Annotated in this window: 15 protein-coding genes and 1 pseudogene; 10 read left to right on the forward strand and 6 right to left on the reverse strand. The window is 49.4% G+C overall.

Annotated elements, in window-relative coordinates; all coding sequences use genetic code 11:
• Nucleotides 1–33 precede the first annotated feature (33 nt).
• Nucleotides 34–306: pseudogene (locus OGY37_RS20970) on the reverse strand (IS1-like element transposase); the annotation flags it as partial.
• Between the two features lie 117 nt (nucleotides 307–423).
• On the reverse strand, nucleotides 424–591 hold the full coding sequence (locus tag OGY37_RS20975; RefSeq protein ID WP_074170600.1) for a YlcI/YnfO family protein: 168 nt from the start codon (nucleotides 589–591) through the stop codon (nucleotides 424–426).
• 128 nt (nucleotides 592–719) lie between these two features.
• Between OGY37_RS20975 and OGY37_RS20980 the strand changes: the two genes are divergently transcribed.
• The 3 genes from OGY37_RS20980 to OGY37_RS20990 all read left to right on the forward strand — a co-directional run bounded on the left by OGY37_RS20980 (nucleotide 720) and on the right by OGY37_RS20990 (nucleotide 1,752).
• Complete coding sequence (locus OGY37_RS20980; RefSeq protein ID WP_111464482.1) at nucleotides 720–1,010, forward strand: SymE family type I addiction module toxin; 291 nt, start codon at nucleotides 720–722, stop codon at nucleotides 1,008–1,010.
• A 175-nt stretch (nucleotides 1,011–1,185) separates the two neighbouring features.
• Nucleotides 1,186–1,446, forward strand: a complete 261-nt coding sequence (locus OGY37_RS20985) for a type II toxin-antitoxin system Phd/YefM family antitoxin (RefSeq protein ID WP_100271747.1) — start codon at nucleotides 1,186–1,188, stop codon at nucleotides 1,444–1,446.
• Nucleotides 1,447–1,449: 3 nt separating this feature from the next.
• Complete coding sequence (locus OGY37_RS20990; protein WP_286621785.1) at nucleotides 1,450–1,752, forward strand: type II toxin-antitoxin system RelE/ParE family toxin; 303 nt, start codon at nucleotides 1,450–1,452, stop codon at nucleotides 1,750–1,752.
• A 108-nt stretch (nucleotides 1,753–1,860) separates the two neighbouring features.
• On the opposite strand, the gene misL is transcribed toward OGY37_RS20990, so the two are convergent.
• Together misL and OGY37_RS21000 are read right to left on the reverse strand one after the other, a co-directional pair.
• A complete protein-coding gene (misL, locus tag OGY37_RS20995) occupies nucleotides 1,861–4,641 on the reverse strand; it encodes an intestinal colonization autotransporter adhesin MisL (RefSeq protein WP_286621787.1) in 2,781 nt (926 codons plus the stop codon).
• Nucleotides 4,642–4,716: 75 nt separating this feature from the next.
• Nucleotides 4,717–5,334, reverse strand: a complete 618-nt coding sequence (locus tag OGY37_RS21000; RefSeq protein ID WP_003827187.1) for a helix-turn-helix transcriptional regulator — start codon at nucleotides 5,332–5,334, stop codon at nucleotides 4,717–4,719.
• Between the two features lie 577 nt (nucleotides 5,335–5,911).
• Between OGY37_RS21000 and OGY37_RS21005 the strand changes: the two genes are divergently transcribed.
• From OGY37_RS21005 to OGY37_RS21015, 3 genes are all read left to right on the forward strand, one after another.
• Nucleotides 5,912–6,685, forward strand: coding sequence for a winged helix-turn-helix domain-containing protein (locus OGY37_RS21005; RefSeq protein WP_286555038.1), 774 nt, complete (start codon nucleotides 5,912–5,914; stop codon nucleotides 6,683–6,685).
• Nucleotides 6,682–7,146, forward strand: a complete 465-nt coding sequence (locus tag OGY37_RS21010) for a YqeJ family protein (protein ID WP_149280807.1) — start codon at nucleotides 6,682–6,684, stop codon at nucleotides 7,144–7,146. Before OGY37_RS21005 ends, OGY37_RS21010 begins: the two co-directional genes overlap by 4 nt.
• A 342-nt stretch (nucleotides 7,147–7,488) precedes the next feature.
• Nucleotides 7,489–8,985: a C69 family dipeptidase gene (locus tag OGY37_RS21015; RefSeq protein ID WP_003827181.1), complete on the forward strand. Its 1,497-nt coding sequence runs from the start codon at nucleotides 7,489–7,491 to the stop codon at nucleotides 8,983–8,985.
• Between the two features lie 36 nt (nucleotides 8,986–9,021).
• Here the strand turns inward: OGY37_RS21015 and OGY37_RS21020 are convergent, their stop codons facing one another.
• Entirely contained in the window at nucleotides 9,022–9,924 is a 903-nt protein-coding gene (locus OGY37_RS21020) for a LysR family transcriptional regulator (RefSeq protein ID WP_148361308.1), read from the reverse strand.
• A gap of 104 nt (nucleotides 9,925–10,028) precedes the next feature.
• Between OGY37_RS21020 and OGY37_RS21025 the strand changes: the two genes are divergently transcribed.
• From OGY37_RS21025 to OGY37_RS21035, 3 genes are all read left to right on the forward strand, one after another.
• A complete protein-coding gene (locus OGY37_RS21025) occupies nucleotides 10,029–11,036 on the forward strand; it encodes a zinc-binding alcohol dehydrogenase family protein (RefSeq protein ID WP_003827176.1) in 1,008 nt (335 codons plus the stop codon).
• 16 nt (nucleotides 11,037–11,052) lie between these two features.
• Complete coding sequence (locus OGY37_RS21030) at nucleotides 11,053–11,343, forward strand: putative quinol monooxygenase (protein ID WP_231133702.1); 291 nt, start codon at nucleotides 11,053–11,055, stop codon at nucleotides 11,341–11,343.
• A gap of 500 nt (nucleotides 11,344–11,843) precedes the next feature.
• Nucleotides 11,844–12,524 (forward strand): hydrolase, encoded by a 681-nt coding sequence (locus OGY37_RS21035; protein WP_003827172.1) that lies wholly within the window; start codon nucleotides 11,844–11,846, stop codon nucleotides 12,522–12,524.
• Nucleotides 12,525–12,594: 70 nt separating this feature from the next.
• On the opposite strand, the gene OGY37_RS21040 is transcribed toward OGY37_RS21035, so the two are convergent.
• The gene (locus OGY37_RS21040; RefSeq protein WP_286615371.1) at nucleotides 12,595–13,371 is read right to left on the reverse strand and encodes an SDR family NAD(P)-dependent oxidoreductase; all 777 of its coding nucleotides are present in this window, start codon (nucleotides 13,369–13,371) and stop codon (nucleotides 12,595–12,597) included.
• 146 nt (nucleotides 13,372–13,517) lie between these two features.
• Between OGY37_RS21040 and OGY37_RS21045 the strand changes: the two genes are divergently transcribed.
• Entirely contained in the window at nucleotides 13,518–14,462 is a 945-nt protein-coding gene (locus OGY37_RS21045; RefSeq protein ID WP_286621791.1) for a LysR substrate-binding domain-containing protein, read from the forward strand.
• Nucleotide 14,463 lies beyond the last annotated feature (1 nt).

Below are 14,463 nucleotides of genomic sequence, written 5' to 3' on the forward strand. Positions count from 1 at the left end.
TGACGTCACTGCCCGGTTGTATGCGCGATGTTACCGGCTCCGGCCTGAGTTTTTTAAGTGCCGTAAAATCGTGTTGAGGCCAACGCCCATAATGCGGGCACTGGCACGGCACCCAACCCCATTCATAGCCATATCAATGATTTTCTGATGTGTACCGGGTTGAGAGGCGGTGTAAGTGAAGCTGATTTGCCATGTTTTACGGCAGTGAGAGCAGAGATAGCGCTGATGTCCGGCAGTGCTTTTACCGTTACGCACGACGCCTTCGGTAGCTGAACAAGTGGGACATCTGATGGAAATGGAAGCCACGCAAGCACCTTAAAATCACCATCATACACTAAATCAGTAAGTTGGCAGCATTACCCGGAACATTTACAAATTAATAATACGGATAAAGCCACAAGAGAAATATTTTTGTGGCTTCATTTAATGCTTGATTGATTTCAATCTTATCCGACAAGCTTCTTTAACCCACTTACTAAAATTCCCTTTACCTGCAGCCTTCTCGATCTGTTCCAACAGCTCATCCTCAAAACGGATGTTCTTCATGGTGCTGTTAGTGCGGTCAAAATTTGGTTTCTTTTTTTCTTGCATGGTAGGTACCACTTAGGTTAGTTTACACACATGTGGTACCTACCACATGGAGTCTAAAATTAAGCAACGCCCAACAGTGCTGTCACACCAAAGGGCGTCTAACCTCACCAACTATCAAGGAGTTGATTATGGCTGATTCGCATTCTACCCCAGACACCGACCAATCCGGAACCGAGCGTTCGGTAATTGTGGGATATCGCCCGAATGTTTTCGACAAATCCACACCCAAAATTATTCTTTCCGGCAAGTGGCTACGCGAAGCAGGGTTTGATACCGGGCAACAGATTACCGTAAAAGTGATGAATGGCTGTATCGTCCTGATGGTCTATGGCGAGCAGGAACAACGGTTGCAGGATGAGCTGAAAGAGGCCAATCAGAAGTTAAATAGAATTGAGAGCACGCTGGCGACTCTTCAGTGAATTACGAGTCAACATATAAGTGGCGCTTACATGTTAACCTGATGCCGGATGGCGCTTGCGCTTATCCGGCCTACTTTCACAATACCCTCTGTCTGACCACCCACCTCATAGTGACCCCCAGAAAGATATCGACTATAATGAACGAATCGAACGATTCATGCGAAATGGTGGCAATATGCATACTCTTACGGCAAATGAAGCCAAAACCCAGTTTGGCGATATGCTACTTAAAGCGCAGCGAGAACCTGTGCAAATTAATCGTAACGGTAAGCCTGTTGCAGTTGTCGTCTCCATTGAGGACTATGAACAAATGGAAGCCATGAAACTCCAGTTACTGAAGGCCAAAATTCAGCGTGCTCAAAGCGATATTCATTTGGGCAATACTGTCGATGGTGATGCTTTTTTTGATGAGTTGATGGATCAACACAAAGGATAAAAAGTGAGTTACAAACTTACTGGGGAAGCACAGCACGATATTATTGAAATCCGTGATTACACATCAAGAAATTGGGGCGCTAAACAGTCCAGGGATTATCTTAGGAAATTACAGGTAGTTCTCTCTCAGTTAGCTGAAATGCCAGGCATGGGGCATCATCGCATTGATGATTTTGGTGAAGATATTTACAGCTTTCCTTATGTTAGTCATATGATTTACTACTGTGCACAAGACACAAATATTGTTGTATTGGCAGTCTTACACCAAAGCCGAGTACCAACAAAACATCTGGGTCAACGTTTGTAACCCACCACCTTAATGCCGGATGGCGCTAACGCTTATCCGGCCTACGATTCCCAGAAAAAATAAAGCCGCCGATCGGTTAATCAGCGGCTTTCTATCACTTGCAATGCATCAGAAGTTATATTTCACGCCGAGCATACCGCGGGTATCGCTGTAGCCTTTATCGCCGACCTGTTGGGCCAAGTTGCTCCACACGTTGAGTCGCGGAGTGATTTGACCTTCAACGCCGACTTTCAGCTCACCGATGTTTTTGGTGCCGCGCATGTCGTTGCTCACATCGTCCATCTTCACGCTGGTTGTCTGTGTGTTGTGGATCCAGTTGGCTTCAACAAACGGCTGGAACTCGCGAGATTTACCGTCGTCGATGGCGTTGTGACCGTTGATAAAGGCTTTCACACCCAGACGGGTCATCAGGTTGCCATCGGTATTATCCTTCACGCGGGTACCGTTCGCTTCGCGGTGACTGTCGGCTTGCACGTCCATCCATACCACCTGCGCTTTTGGTTGCAGCCAGTAGCTGTTGCGCTCGCTTTCACCCAGTTTAAAACTGTAACCGGCTTCAACCGAAGCGGTTATCCCGCTGGATTTGTATTTCTCTGCTGCCTGCTCCTGGCCCATCACTTTGTTATCAAACCAGTTGTACAGCGCCCAGGTATCCACGTAGGTACCGGTCTTGTCGGCGTCATTGGCATACCATGTGCCGTACAGCCCCACGCTGTAACCAGTGACCTGGCCACGTGAATGGTAGCCGGTCAGGCTGGACTGCGTGCGGTTCTGGCTGTTGGCATAACCTGCCATCGCGCCGAGGTGCCAGCGGTCGAGACCGTCGCTACTCCACTGCGCCAGGTCGCCGCCTAACTGCATCACATAACTGTTGCTTTGGGTTTTCAACTGCCCGCTACCGTCTTTGAAGCGGGTATGTGCCCCAACGTTATGCATCCACAGGCTGGTAACTTTCTTCTCACCTGTCAGCATATCGACGTACTGCGTTTCACCCAGACGATCGTGCAGTCGGGTCATAAACAGCGTGTTAGCCGCGTAGTTGTTTGCCAGATAACTGCCTGCTTCCGGACGGTATTGCTGCTCAGTGACAGGAGGCGCAACGGGTTCTTCCGGCTCAGGGATAATCGGGTCTACAGGATCGACCGGGTCTGGATCAATAGGGTCAACCGGGTCCGGATCAACAGGGTCAGGGTCTTCCGGATCCGGCGGAGCAGGAATAAAGCTGGTCAGATACCAGTTGCTGCCCTTCTGCACAACGTTATAGTCGTACGCTCCGGCAACAATACGGCCCGCTTTCTCAAAAGTACCGTCAGAATTACCGGCCACTTCGATGATCTCAATACCTTCAATGGTCTGCGCCCCGGTTCCACCAATGTTATTCACCGCCACGAACGCATTACCCGCGGTGTTGCCGAGCACTTTCAGCTTATCGGTTTCGGAGGTATCGTCATTCAGGACGGTATTGAAAACCAGTTTGCCGCCGTTCCCGGTAAAATCCTCATTGATGGTAAGCGTCTGCCACGGTTCACCATCAGCATGCCCAAAGTTCACCACTGACCCGCCGTTCAGCGTCAGGTCGGTGAGCGTTGAGCTGTTGGTCATGTTCCAGGTCGCGTCGCTCATTTGCAGCGAGATAACGCCCGTCCCGGCAGTGGCGCTGGTGATGTATGACGCCCCGCTCCACAACGAGTTGTCGGTCATGTTGAGCTTAATGGTACTGTTTTGCTGCGGCAGACTGCTGGTTGCGGCAGTCGCGCCTGCGGCATGAAGATCGCCATCGATGAGGAAGCGCCCGCCAGTAGAACCGTCTACGATGCCACCCGTTTCGGTGCTGATGGCATAACTTTCGTTGCTGTGATCGCCCGCCATGGCAATGGCGGCACCGCCTGCCAGGTTTATCGCCCCGCGTGAAGTCGCATACAGGCCGCGTGGCGCTTTGCTGTATGACGCAGCTTTCGCCGAACTGTTCACGTTGATCGTTGCGTTTTCACCGAGATTCACGGTTGCGTTGGTGGAGTAAACCGCATGTGCACTGACGCCGTTGACCGTAATCGTCGCGTTGTTGCCTAGTTCCGTTTTGGACGATGAGGCGGCATAAATCCCCGTTGAAGAAGCACCCGAAGTCTCGATGGTGGCGTCATTGCCAAGCAGGATTGAGGAACCGCTCTGCCCGGTGCGAAGACCTTCTGAGCTATCACCGATCGTCACAATGTGGGCCCGGTCGCCGACCACAATTGTATTTTTGGCCTGCGTGGCGTCTTTCATCGCGTTGGCTGTGATACCACGTCCCTGGGAGCCGGTGGTTTGAATATACAGATCGTCGCCGACGTAAATGCTGGCCGAGCCCTTCCAACCCTGGCTATAGGAGTTGTAACCGGCGTTAATACCGTCACCATCCTGACCGTCCACATAAATACTGGTGCGATCCCCGGTGATGATAAAGACCGGGTTATCCGGCGTATTGGCCCCGTGCGTGCGGATACCGTCAACATCTTTACCATTATTGGCGGCATTCTTCGACTGCGTGCGAATCGTCAGGTCGTCCCCAAAAATAACGCCCGGACTACCCGTTGTACTGTTCTGAATAACGGTAACAGAGTGCTCAAAAGCTTCAGCACCGGGTCCATTAATCGTTAATCCATTGCCATAAACAGGAATCGTGCCCGCACTCCATTGATAAACATAATTCGGCATGGCGCTGGTTTTAGCGAAACTGGCATTTGCCTGCGCTGGAATTATTGCCTGCAATTCCGGGGGCAGACTGCTAACCAGTCCGCTGGAAGGTAGACTATCAACGTCTACCCATGCCGCATGAGCTGAAAATACCATAGAGGTTAATGCGGCTGAAACCGCTATGGCAATACGAGAATAAGATTTGGGATTTGGCATATTAGCCTCCTGCTTTCAGGCGTAGAGCGTCCACCACATCGCAAGGATGTGAAAATAATAAAACTCAAAAATAAGTTATAAAATGTTCGACAATATTTGATGAATACTATGGCCTAACTTATCTTCAAGCCTGAGCTTGTAGACATATATTTTCTTAATATCGATATTATCTATTTTGGTAATTTGCTGAATACTTTTCCCTGACACAAAACGCTTCAGTAATATCATTTCTGTATAGTTAAGTGAGCGTCCACGTTTGCTGTTGGCGAGATGGCCAGTAAAGAGTCGCCTGATTTTCTGATGTTGAACTTCGTCATCATCATCGGAATATATAATCCCTTGTATTTTATTGCTTTTGGATAGCCAGTAGTTGGCTAATGGCGCCAGATTCCTGTCAGCTATCAACACAATATGCATACCGCTGTAGGCCAGCCGGTCAACCCATTGCGGGTCGGAAAACAGGCGTAGATTAGGGAAAGAAAAATCCACAAAAATAAACCCACGCGACAAATGGTTCTGATTATTAAGCAGAAGCTTTTCAATAATTCCTTTTTGCAGAAAGCCATTCCCCTCAGGCCAGATAGCAAAAGCGGCACGGTGACAGTAACTGGCGCGAACCGCAGTATCTGGAAATAATTGACAGGATAATTCACAGCTTATGCAACGAACAGTCTGTGACGGTGATCTCTTCATCAAAAATGACTCCTGTTATTTTTCCATAAATATTTCATTGGTAAATAAATGTGTCAATCCAACACGTAGTACGTTCCTTGTCAGTTAATAACAGTGGCGCTAATAAAATGTAATAAACTCCTGATGCACTAATATGTATGGGCTGTGAGTAATACGATTGCGTTAAGCTTATTTACGCTTTATCTCAGAATAACAACCTATGCTTTAGGAATTTTATGCATAAATTCAGATTCTAAGATAAACAGTAAAAAAGCACTATTTGCTAAAAAATAACCTGCATAAAGGTTGCTTACTAATTACGTAATTCTGATAACTCAATCACCCTTGTCATGTTGTGGACAAATATAAAGATAATTCAGATAAAACTGTAATGAATTCTCATTATTTAACCTTAGGTAATTTTAACCTAAGAAATAAGATTGTTAACATGTTGTATTTAAAGGATTTTTAATAATTAAGCAAAATTCTTATCTTCAATCATGAACAAAGAGTGAGGCGCATTATCGATTTGGATGTAAAATTTAAAGGATGCGTTAGCACACGCTGTGATTCGTTTTGGTTACTGAGGGCTGGGCAATTGTACCTTATCAATCAGTTGGTCGAATTTAATCCTGATAGCAAAAGTCTGGTCAATCGTCAGACCGGGCGAGCAATTCAGCTCCAGCTCCCTGCCTCGCTCTGTTTTCTCTATTTAATTACTCACGCAAGTGACATTGTTTCGCAGAACACGTTGATGACTATTGGTTGGGGTGAAAGAAATAATGTGACCACCACCAACACATTTTACCAGGCTATTCTGACACTACGTAACGCGCTGGCGGACGTGGGGTTGCCTCGTGATACGGTGAAAACTATTTCCCGACGCGGGCTCAGATTAAATGAAAATACGCAAGTAGAGACAATAACGCTTCAACAGAGTGAAGTTTCCCCGCCGCCGGTTATTGAAGAAATCACACCCGCAAAGATAATTCCTTCGACACCACAACAAACGGTGCAGATACCCTGGTTTGAGGTTTTATTTAGCGCCAGTGTCGTGATTGCCACGTTGATCATCTGGCTGGTGTGGTATCAAACGCGCCCTGTTATGCCGTTTAGTAAATTTGTCCCGGTCTCCATGCAGACCCCTTCGCGGCAAAATTGCAAAATCTATTACTCACCAAATGAACACGACCAGCAAGGCTATTTCAATCTGATGCAGTTACATCCCTATCTCTGTGAAAACAACAAGCACGTGTTTCTTACCGGTTACAGCAAAGCGGAAAGGATCGTGGCATTTGTCTGTGATAAAGATGCACGGGTGGATGCTAACGCATTTTGTACTACTCATTATTACTGGATGCGCGGGCAATGAAAAAAACACGCCACCTTATAGTGCTCGTGGCCGGGCTGGTTACTGTGCTCGGTTCAGGGGGATGGTTATGGCATTCACGCTATGCCGACAAACCGCTGAATTGCATCGGTAACATGGAATGGAATATTGGCAGCAACCGCTTTACCGGTACGTTATCGTTTCGGATGTACAACAGTGAAGGCCTGGCCACTATTACCGGCAAACTGTACGGGCGTAATACCTCAGACATTAGCAGGAACATCTATTTTAACTACACCCAAAAGCGCGATGCCCGAGTGCTACAGGCGATGCAGGTCGTCAAAACCTTCGCTGACACCGCTGATGAAGCGGATATTAACAACACATTACCTGGATTTTACCGCCAAAGCGGACGAAGCCTGAGCCTGGTCATGGAGGAGTATAAAGGTGCATGGATTTTTGCCAGCTCCAATGTGCCCTCGCTGTATTGCCGCAAAAGGTAACGTCATATCCGGAAACAAAAAGTACGGCCCCTCAATGAAATTCACATTTGTCATCATTAACTTACGCGACATGGGTCACTGAATCCACACATAACCCATTGCTATTCTTCATCGCGAATCAGGAAACATCCTGAATATCATAATATCCGTTGCGTAATAATTAAGCGAAATGGGCGTTATATTTTGCCCAGAAGACTTCAACCTACGGATGGATATTTGGAGAAGACGTGGGCAGGGGCGTTTATCTCTCTCGCGAGCAATGTCTGAGCATTCAGGCGTTATCGCATTTCAGGAAACGGTGTGTTTCCGGTGTATTTTTGGCGTACATATGAGGGATACGTAATGTTTACTTTTAAAAAGTGCCTGATTGCACTTTCTATAAATTTGGCCGTTGTTTCATCAGGTTTTGCTTGTACGACCCTGCTGGTCGGCAACGAAGCATCAGCGGACGGCTCCATGCTGGTCGCCCGTAGCGCAGACAGCGATGCTCTGAAAGCACAGCATTTTGTCATTCATCCGGCAAAGCAAAATCAGACCGGTGTATACAGCACCAAAGCACATAATGGTGCGAATGATTTTACCTGGCCACTGCCGAAAAACTCTCTGCGTTATACCACTGTCCCAAACTGGAAAACCCAACTGCACGGCGCGACCGGGTTTAACGAGCTGGGTGTCGGCGTGAGCGGTACAGAATCCATTTTTGCCTCACCGAAAGCACTGGCCGCCGACCCGTACGTTGAGGATAAAGGGATCACCGAAGACGATATCCCGGATATTCTGCTGTCACAAAGTAAAACCGCACGTGAAGCTGTGGCGCTATTGGGCCATATCGTTGAGACCGTCGGCGCAGGCGAAGGTTTTGGCGTTGCCGTCGTCGACGATAACGAGATCTGGTACCTGGAAACCGGTAGCGGCCACCAGTGGATGGCGCAGCGTCTGCCGAATAACCAGTATTTTGCCACCGGTAATCAGGGCCGCTTACAGGATTACGATCCTAAAAATCCGGACATGATGGCGTCAAAAAACCTGATTCAATTTGCGACTGAAAAAGGACTGTACGATCCGGCGAAAGACGGTAAATTCAACTTCTCCAAAGCCTATACCCGTGATGACGAGCGTGACCGCACGTATAACGACCCTCGTGTATGGACCATCCAGAAAGAGTTCAATCCTTCCGTAAATCAGGATATGGCCAAAGGGCGCGAATTCCCGGTCTTCATGACGCCAGAGAAGAAAATGACGCTGGACGATGTGAAGGCCGTGTTGCGTAGTCACTATGAAGGGACCAGCCATGACCCGTACACCAACGGTCTGAACGGCAAAGAGCCATGGCGTCCGGTAAGCGTTTTCCGTACCTATGAAGCGCACGTCATGCAGGTCCGTCCGTGGTTGCCAAAAGAGATTGGTGAAACGACCTACATTGGCCTGGGCATGGCTGACCTCACCGCCTTTGTTCCGTACTACAGCGGCCTGAAAGCGTATCCGGCTAACTACACGATGGGTACCGATAAAGCGGACGATCAGTCTATCTACTGGAAATATCGTAAATTACAAACGCTGACGATGACCGATTATCCGAAGCTCGCGCCAATCGTCAAAAAAGCCTACAAAGCGTGGGAAGACAAAGTGGCGAAGGAGCAAAAAGAGGTCGAAGCAGAGTATCTGAAGATGGCGAAAACCGATAAACCTGCCGCCGATAAGATGCTGAATGACTTCAACCTGCGCATCATGGCCGACGCCGAGAAGCTGACGGAAGATCTAACCAATCAGCTATTTACCATCCGCACTAAAGACATTCAGTCTGATATTTTCTTTGCGAATGCAACGAAAAAAGACTGAGTAACGACGCGATAGTATTCTGGCGTAAAGCGCTTATTAGCTTTGCGCCAGCATTTCACACCGCGCCTTCACCGCCTCGTGCAGAAGGCGTACCGCGGTTGAAAGCTGCTTCCGATGCGGGCAAATCATATTCAGCGGGACTTTCTCTCCCTGATAATCCGACATCAGCAGTTGTAATCGACCGTCACGCACATCCTCGCTGACATCCAGCCACGACTTGTACGCCACACCTTCTCCGGCAATCGCCAGGCGCCGGATCACTTCCGCATCGTCACTCATAATGGTGCCGTTAACCTGCACACTACTGACCTCGCCGTTGCGCGTAAATGTCCAGCGATCGTGCAGGCGGCCGCGTAATACGAAAGTCATGGCGTTGAGCTGTGTTAAATCATCCAGTTTTTGCGGCGCGCCGTTTTGCTCAACCCATTCCGGTGATGCCACCAGCACGCGTCGGTTACCCGGTGCAACCGGCAGCGCAATGTAAGACGCGTCTTCGGTGTTGCCATAGCGAAACGCAACATCGACGGGGTCTTTAAAGACATCCGTTACCTGGTCGGAGAAAAAAATCCGCAGGCGCAGCGCGGGATAGCGGCGTCGAAACGACTGAAAGACCGGTAGCAGCAGGTTACGACCGAGATCGGAAGGCACGGCGATTTGCAGCGTGCCTGATACTTCATCTTCCGGGGTCTGAATTTTTTGCAACCCGGCATGCATTACATCCAGCATCTGGCGGGCATAGGGTAACCAGACTTCACCTTCTGGCGTCAGGCGCAGGCTGCGCGTGGAGCGGGCGAACAAGCGGATAGCCAACGTAGACTCCAGGCGCTTGATAGCTGAACTGACCTGAGCAGGCTGAACGCCGACTTCGCGCGCGGCATCGCTAAAACTATTCAGCGCCGCGGCGCGGACAAACAACGTGAGATCTTCAAGCCGGAACATTTTCACTCCCCGAGTATAAGTCCTGTCGCCATAGGGCTATTTTTCCCGTTCTGTTACCGGTTTACCATCGAATTATTCAACTGATTCCTGTAACCGGAGAGACCATGAAAGCCATCGCCATTACCCGCGCCGCGACCGACGGCAATAACATTGAATTTTTACAAGAGATTGACCTGCCCATGCCAGTCGCTACCGGGCACGATCTGCTGGTTGAAGTGAAAGCCATTTCCGTCAACCCCGTCGATACCAAGGTCCGCGAAGGTTTTAACGCTGATGTGCCGCGCGTACTGGGCTGGGACGCCGTTGGCGTGGTGAAGTCCGTGGGTGAAGCCGTCACCCTATTTTCACCCGGCGATGAAGTTTGGTACGCCGGAGCGCTCGGCCGCGCTGGCAGTAACAGTGAATTTCAGCTGGTTGATGAACGTATTACCGCGCTGAAGCCAAAAACACTGGATAATGCTTCTGCTGCGGCGCTGCCACTAACCGCTATCACCGCCTGGGAAATGCTGTTCGACCGTCTGGGCGTTGAGGAAAATGGCAATGAAGATGATGTGTTATTGATTGTTGGCGCGGCTGGCGGCGTCGGTTCTATTCTGACGCAACTGGCCAGTAAGCTGACCAAAATGATCGTCATCGGTACCGCATCACGTCCGCAGAGCCAGAAATGGGTACGTGAAGCGGGCGCTCATCATGTGATTGACCACAGCAAGCCGTTGACGGAAGAGCTGGCACGGATAGGCATTAAAGAGGTGACGCACGTTGCCAGCCTGAACAATACCGAGCAGCACTATTCGCAAATTATTGCCGCACTGGCGCCGCAGGGCAAACTGGCGCTGATTGACGATCCGCAAACTCTCGATGCACGCCCGCTGAAGGCCAAAAGCATTTCGCTGCACTGGGAGTTTATGTTTACCCGTTCGATGTTTACCACCCACGACATCATTGCGCAGCATCAGTTACTGACCCGTGTGGCGCAGCTTATCGACGACAGCACCCTCCGTACCACGCTGGGCGAACATTTTGGCGCGATTACCGCGGCAAATCTGCAAAAAGCCCACACACAAATTGAAACCGGTCGCTCGGTCGGCAAGATTGTGCTGGAGGGGTTTTAACATGTCTGATTCTGACGTGATTTCAATTATTGCGGTACTGAAAGCCAAACCGGGGAAAAACGACGCACTGAAACAGGCGCTACAAGCTCTGCTGCTGCCCACGCGCCGGGAGCCGGGCAATATTGAATATGCCCTGTTCCAGTTACGCGACACGCCGGATGTGTTCTACGTACGCGAATCCTGGCGCGGTCAGGCCGGTCTGGATGAGCATATCGCTCTGCCACATTTCCAGGCGTTCATTCTACAAATGAACGATCTGCTAGCCGAACCGCTACGGCTGGATTATCTGACGCCGATTGAGGCGTAATATTAATACCGTGCTCCTCTGATGTTCGGGGAGCACAACAAATATCAACATGAGAATTTACCTAACTCAATAATAACTTGGAAAATAAAATAGATATGATCATTATCCTCTAGAAAACCGTAGTATTAGTCACAAAATTAACATTGAAGATATATCGTTAATATTCATTATATTTCAAAATAATAATAACAATATAAAAATAAGTCAGTCAGAAACATCAACTGAATTTTTACCCCTTACTTCCAGTACACACCATAAAATAATATGAATGCAGAAATATAATTTTATAATAACAGGCATTGTTATTTTAATGCGGCGGGAAGAAACTAAGCTCACTAAGGAAATTCTTATAAGAATAACTTTAGTCTCCCCCTGAAATTAACCATGATGATGTCAATAATGGTTAATTAGCTGTAGCTCAAAAATGGATATCGCCCAGGCGATTATAGACTTTACTGCGGGTTAGATAACCCGCAAAAAGCAACAACAAGGAATGGATCATGTCTACACCCGCTAATTTTAATGGCCAACGCCCAGTGATTGATGTCAATGACGCAGTTATGTTGCTTATCGATCATCAAAGCGGCCTGTTCCAGACCGTTGGCGATATGCCAATGACTGAACTGCGTGCAAGAGCAACAGCGCTGGCAAAAATCGCCACCTTATGCAAAATGCCGGTGATTACCACCGCCTCTGTGCCGCAGGGGCCAAACGGTCCGCTTATCCCGGAAATTCATGAAAATGCCCCTCATGCACATTATGTCGCGCGCAAAGGTGAAATTAACGCCTGGGATAACAAAGAGTTTGTTGCTGCGGTAAAAGCGACAGGCCGTAAGACGCTGATTATTGCTGGTACCATCACCAGTGTATGCATGGCATTCCCGGCCATCAGCGCGGTAGCAGAAGGATTTAAAGTCTTTGCCGTCATCGATGCTTCCGGTACTTACAGCAAAATGGCACAGGAGATCACCATGGCCCGCGTCGTACAGGCTGGTGTCGTGCCGATGGATACTGCCGCGGTTGCGTCTGAACTGCAGAAAACCTGGAATCGGGAAGACGCAGCGGAATGGGCTGAAGTCTATACCAAAATCTTCCCGACTTATCAGTTACTGATTGAAAGCTATACCAAAGCCCAGGATGTTGTGAAAAATAACGAGCAGTTGGACTCTCAGCGCGCTTAACTTTTCCAATCTTTCACAAACGCCTGTTTAGTATAAGCAGGCGTTTTGTAATACGCAGCATCAGCCTCTGTCAGCCATTACGTCCGGCCATTACACCGCCATCCACATCCCAGATGGCGCCAGTTACCCATTGCGCTTTATCTGACAACAGGAACGCGACGGATTCAGCCACATCACACGGCGTACCGACCCGACCAATCGGATGGAAGCTGTCAAAGCTGCTCATCACACCTTGTACGTCTTCTTTCGGGATAAATCCTTCGTAGATAGGTGTATGCACGACTGCTGGCGAAACGGCATTGATGCGGATCCCATTCGCCCCCAGCTCGATGGCCAGATTTTTAGTTAATGCATGCAGTCCCGCTTTTGCCATTGAGTACGCTGAAGAAGGTGTTGCGCCAATTGCCTGTTGTGCCCACATCGAACCAATATTCACGATGGCACCCTGGATGTTAGCCGCCACCATATTACGCACGACATCGCGAGTGATAAAAAACGTCGCGCGGTTGAGGCTCATGTACAGTTCATAATCTTCAACTTCATGATCAGTGAAAGGTTTTGGGAAGAAAACCCCAGCTGCATTTACTAACAGGTTGATGTCTTTGTGCTCAGCATTCACCGTTGCCATCACCTGCTTAACGCCCGCTTCTGACATCAGATCCGCCACAATGACAGAGACGTCACCCAGCTCCGCCAATGCCTGACGGGCCCGTTCTGCTTTCTCGGCACGATTGCCAACCAGCACCACTCGACCACCACTCTGGAGGATCAGTTTTGCGGTTTCAAATCCGATACCACTGGTACCGCCCACCACTAACAGTTTTTTGCCGACAAATAATGTGTTCATCGTTAGCCTCGTTTCACGTATTCGTTAATGCGCTAACAATGCCACTCCCCTGAGGCGCTGACGAATGAGAAGAAATAGCGAACCGAGAAAGAAAATCTATCTCGATGGCATATACTGAAGATATTCACAAAACGGGAAATGATCTGATGCGATCGCTGAATCGGCTTAAATGGTTACACGCTTTTGAGGCCACTGCCCGCCACGGCAGTTTTACCGGCGCGGCACAGGAACTGGGGGTCACTCCGGCGGCCGTTGGGCAACTGGTTCGGGCGCTGGAAGACTGGGTTGGTCACCCGCTGCTGCATCGTACCCGTTCTGGCAAAGAGCGTCTCACGCTGGTCAGCGAAGCACAGGACGCGTTGCGCGAGATAACCCAGGGGCTGGATAGTCTGGAATCCGGGCTGAACAAGTTACGCGGTCGGCGGGCGCGCTCGGTGGTGATCATCACGGCCTCTCAGGTACTGGTGATGAACTGGCTGATGAGCCGCCTCAATCGTTTCTCACAAGCGCATGAAAACATAGAATTACGCTTGAACGTGACGGAAAAGCTGATGGATGTTGCTCATGGCGAAGCGGATCTGGGCGTGCGTTGCGGCAAAGGCGACTGGCCTGGGGTAAATAAAACCTGGCTGATGAATGAAGAAGCGGTTCTGGTCTGTAGCCCACGTATTGTGCCAGTAGATAAAATATCCTGTGGTGAATGGTTGGCCGCACAGAAACTTATCCATGATGACACTCCCCACCCCGGCGCCAATTTCCCGGGCTGGAATGATGTCCTGACCGCCACCCAGGCACCTGTCGTTCGCGACAGTGGATTGCACATCAACTCTACCTCTGCGGTGATTCTGGCGGCGCTTAGCGGTCAAGGTGTCGCCATTGTGCGCAGGGCATTGGTGCAGCAGCTACTGACAGACGGACAACTGGTTCAGCTTCATCCCAACACCCGCTGGCCTCTGGCGTGGTCTTACTACATTGTTACGCCACAGCACGCGGTAATGCGCCCGGAGGTAAAAGTCTTTAATGACTGGCTGATTGCGGATGTGCTGGCAGAAATCACAACCATCTCTGCTATGATGCCTGCACACAAATAAA

This window comes from Citrobacter sp. Cpo030, from assembly GCF_030333005.1.
GTDB lineage: Bacteria > Pseudomonadota > Gammaproteobacteria > Enterobacterales > Enterobacteriaceae > Citrobacter > Citrobacter portucalensis.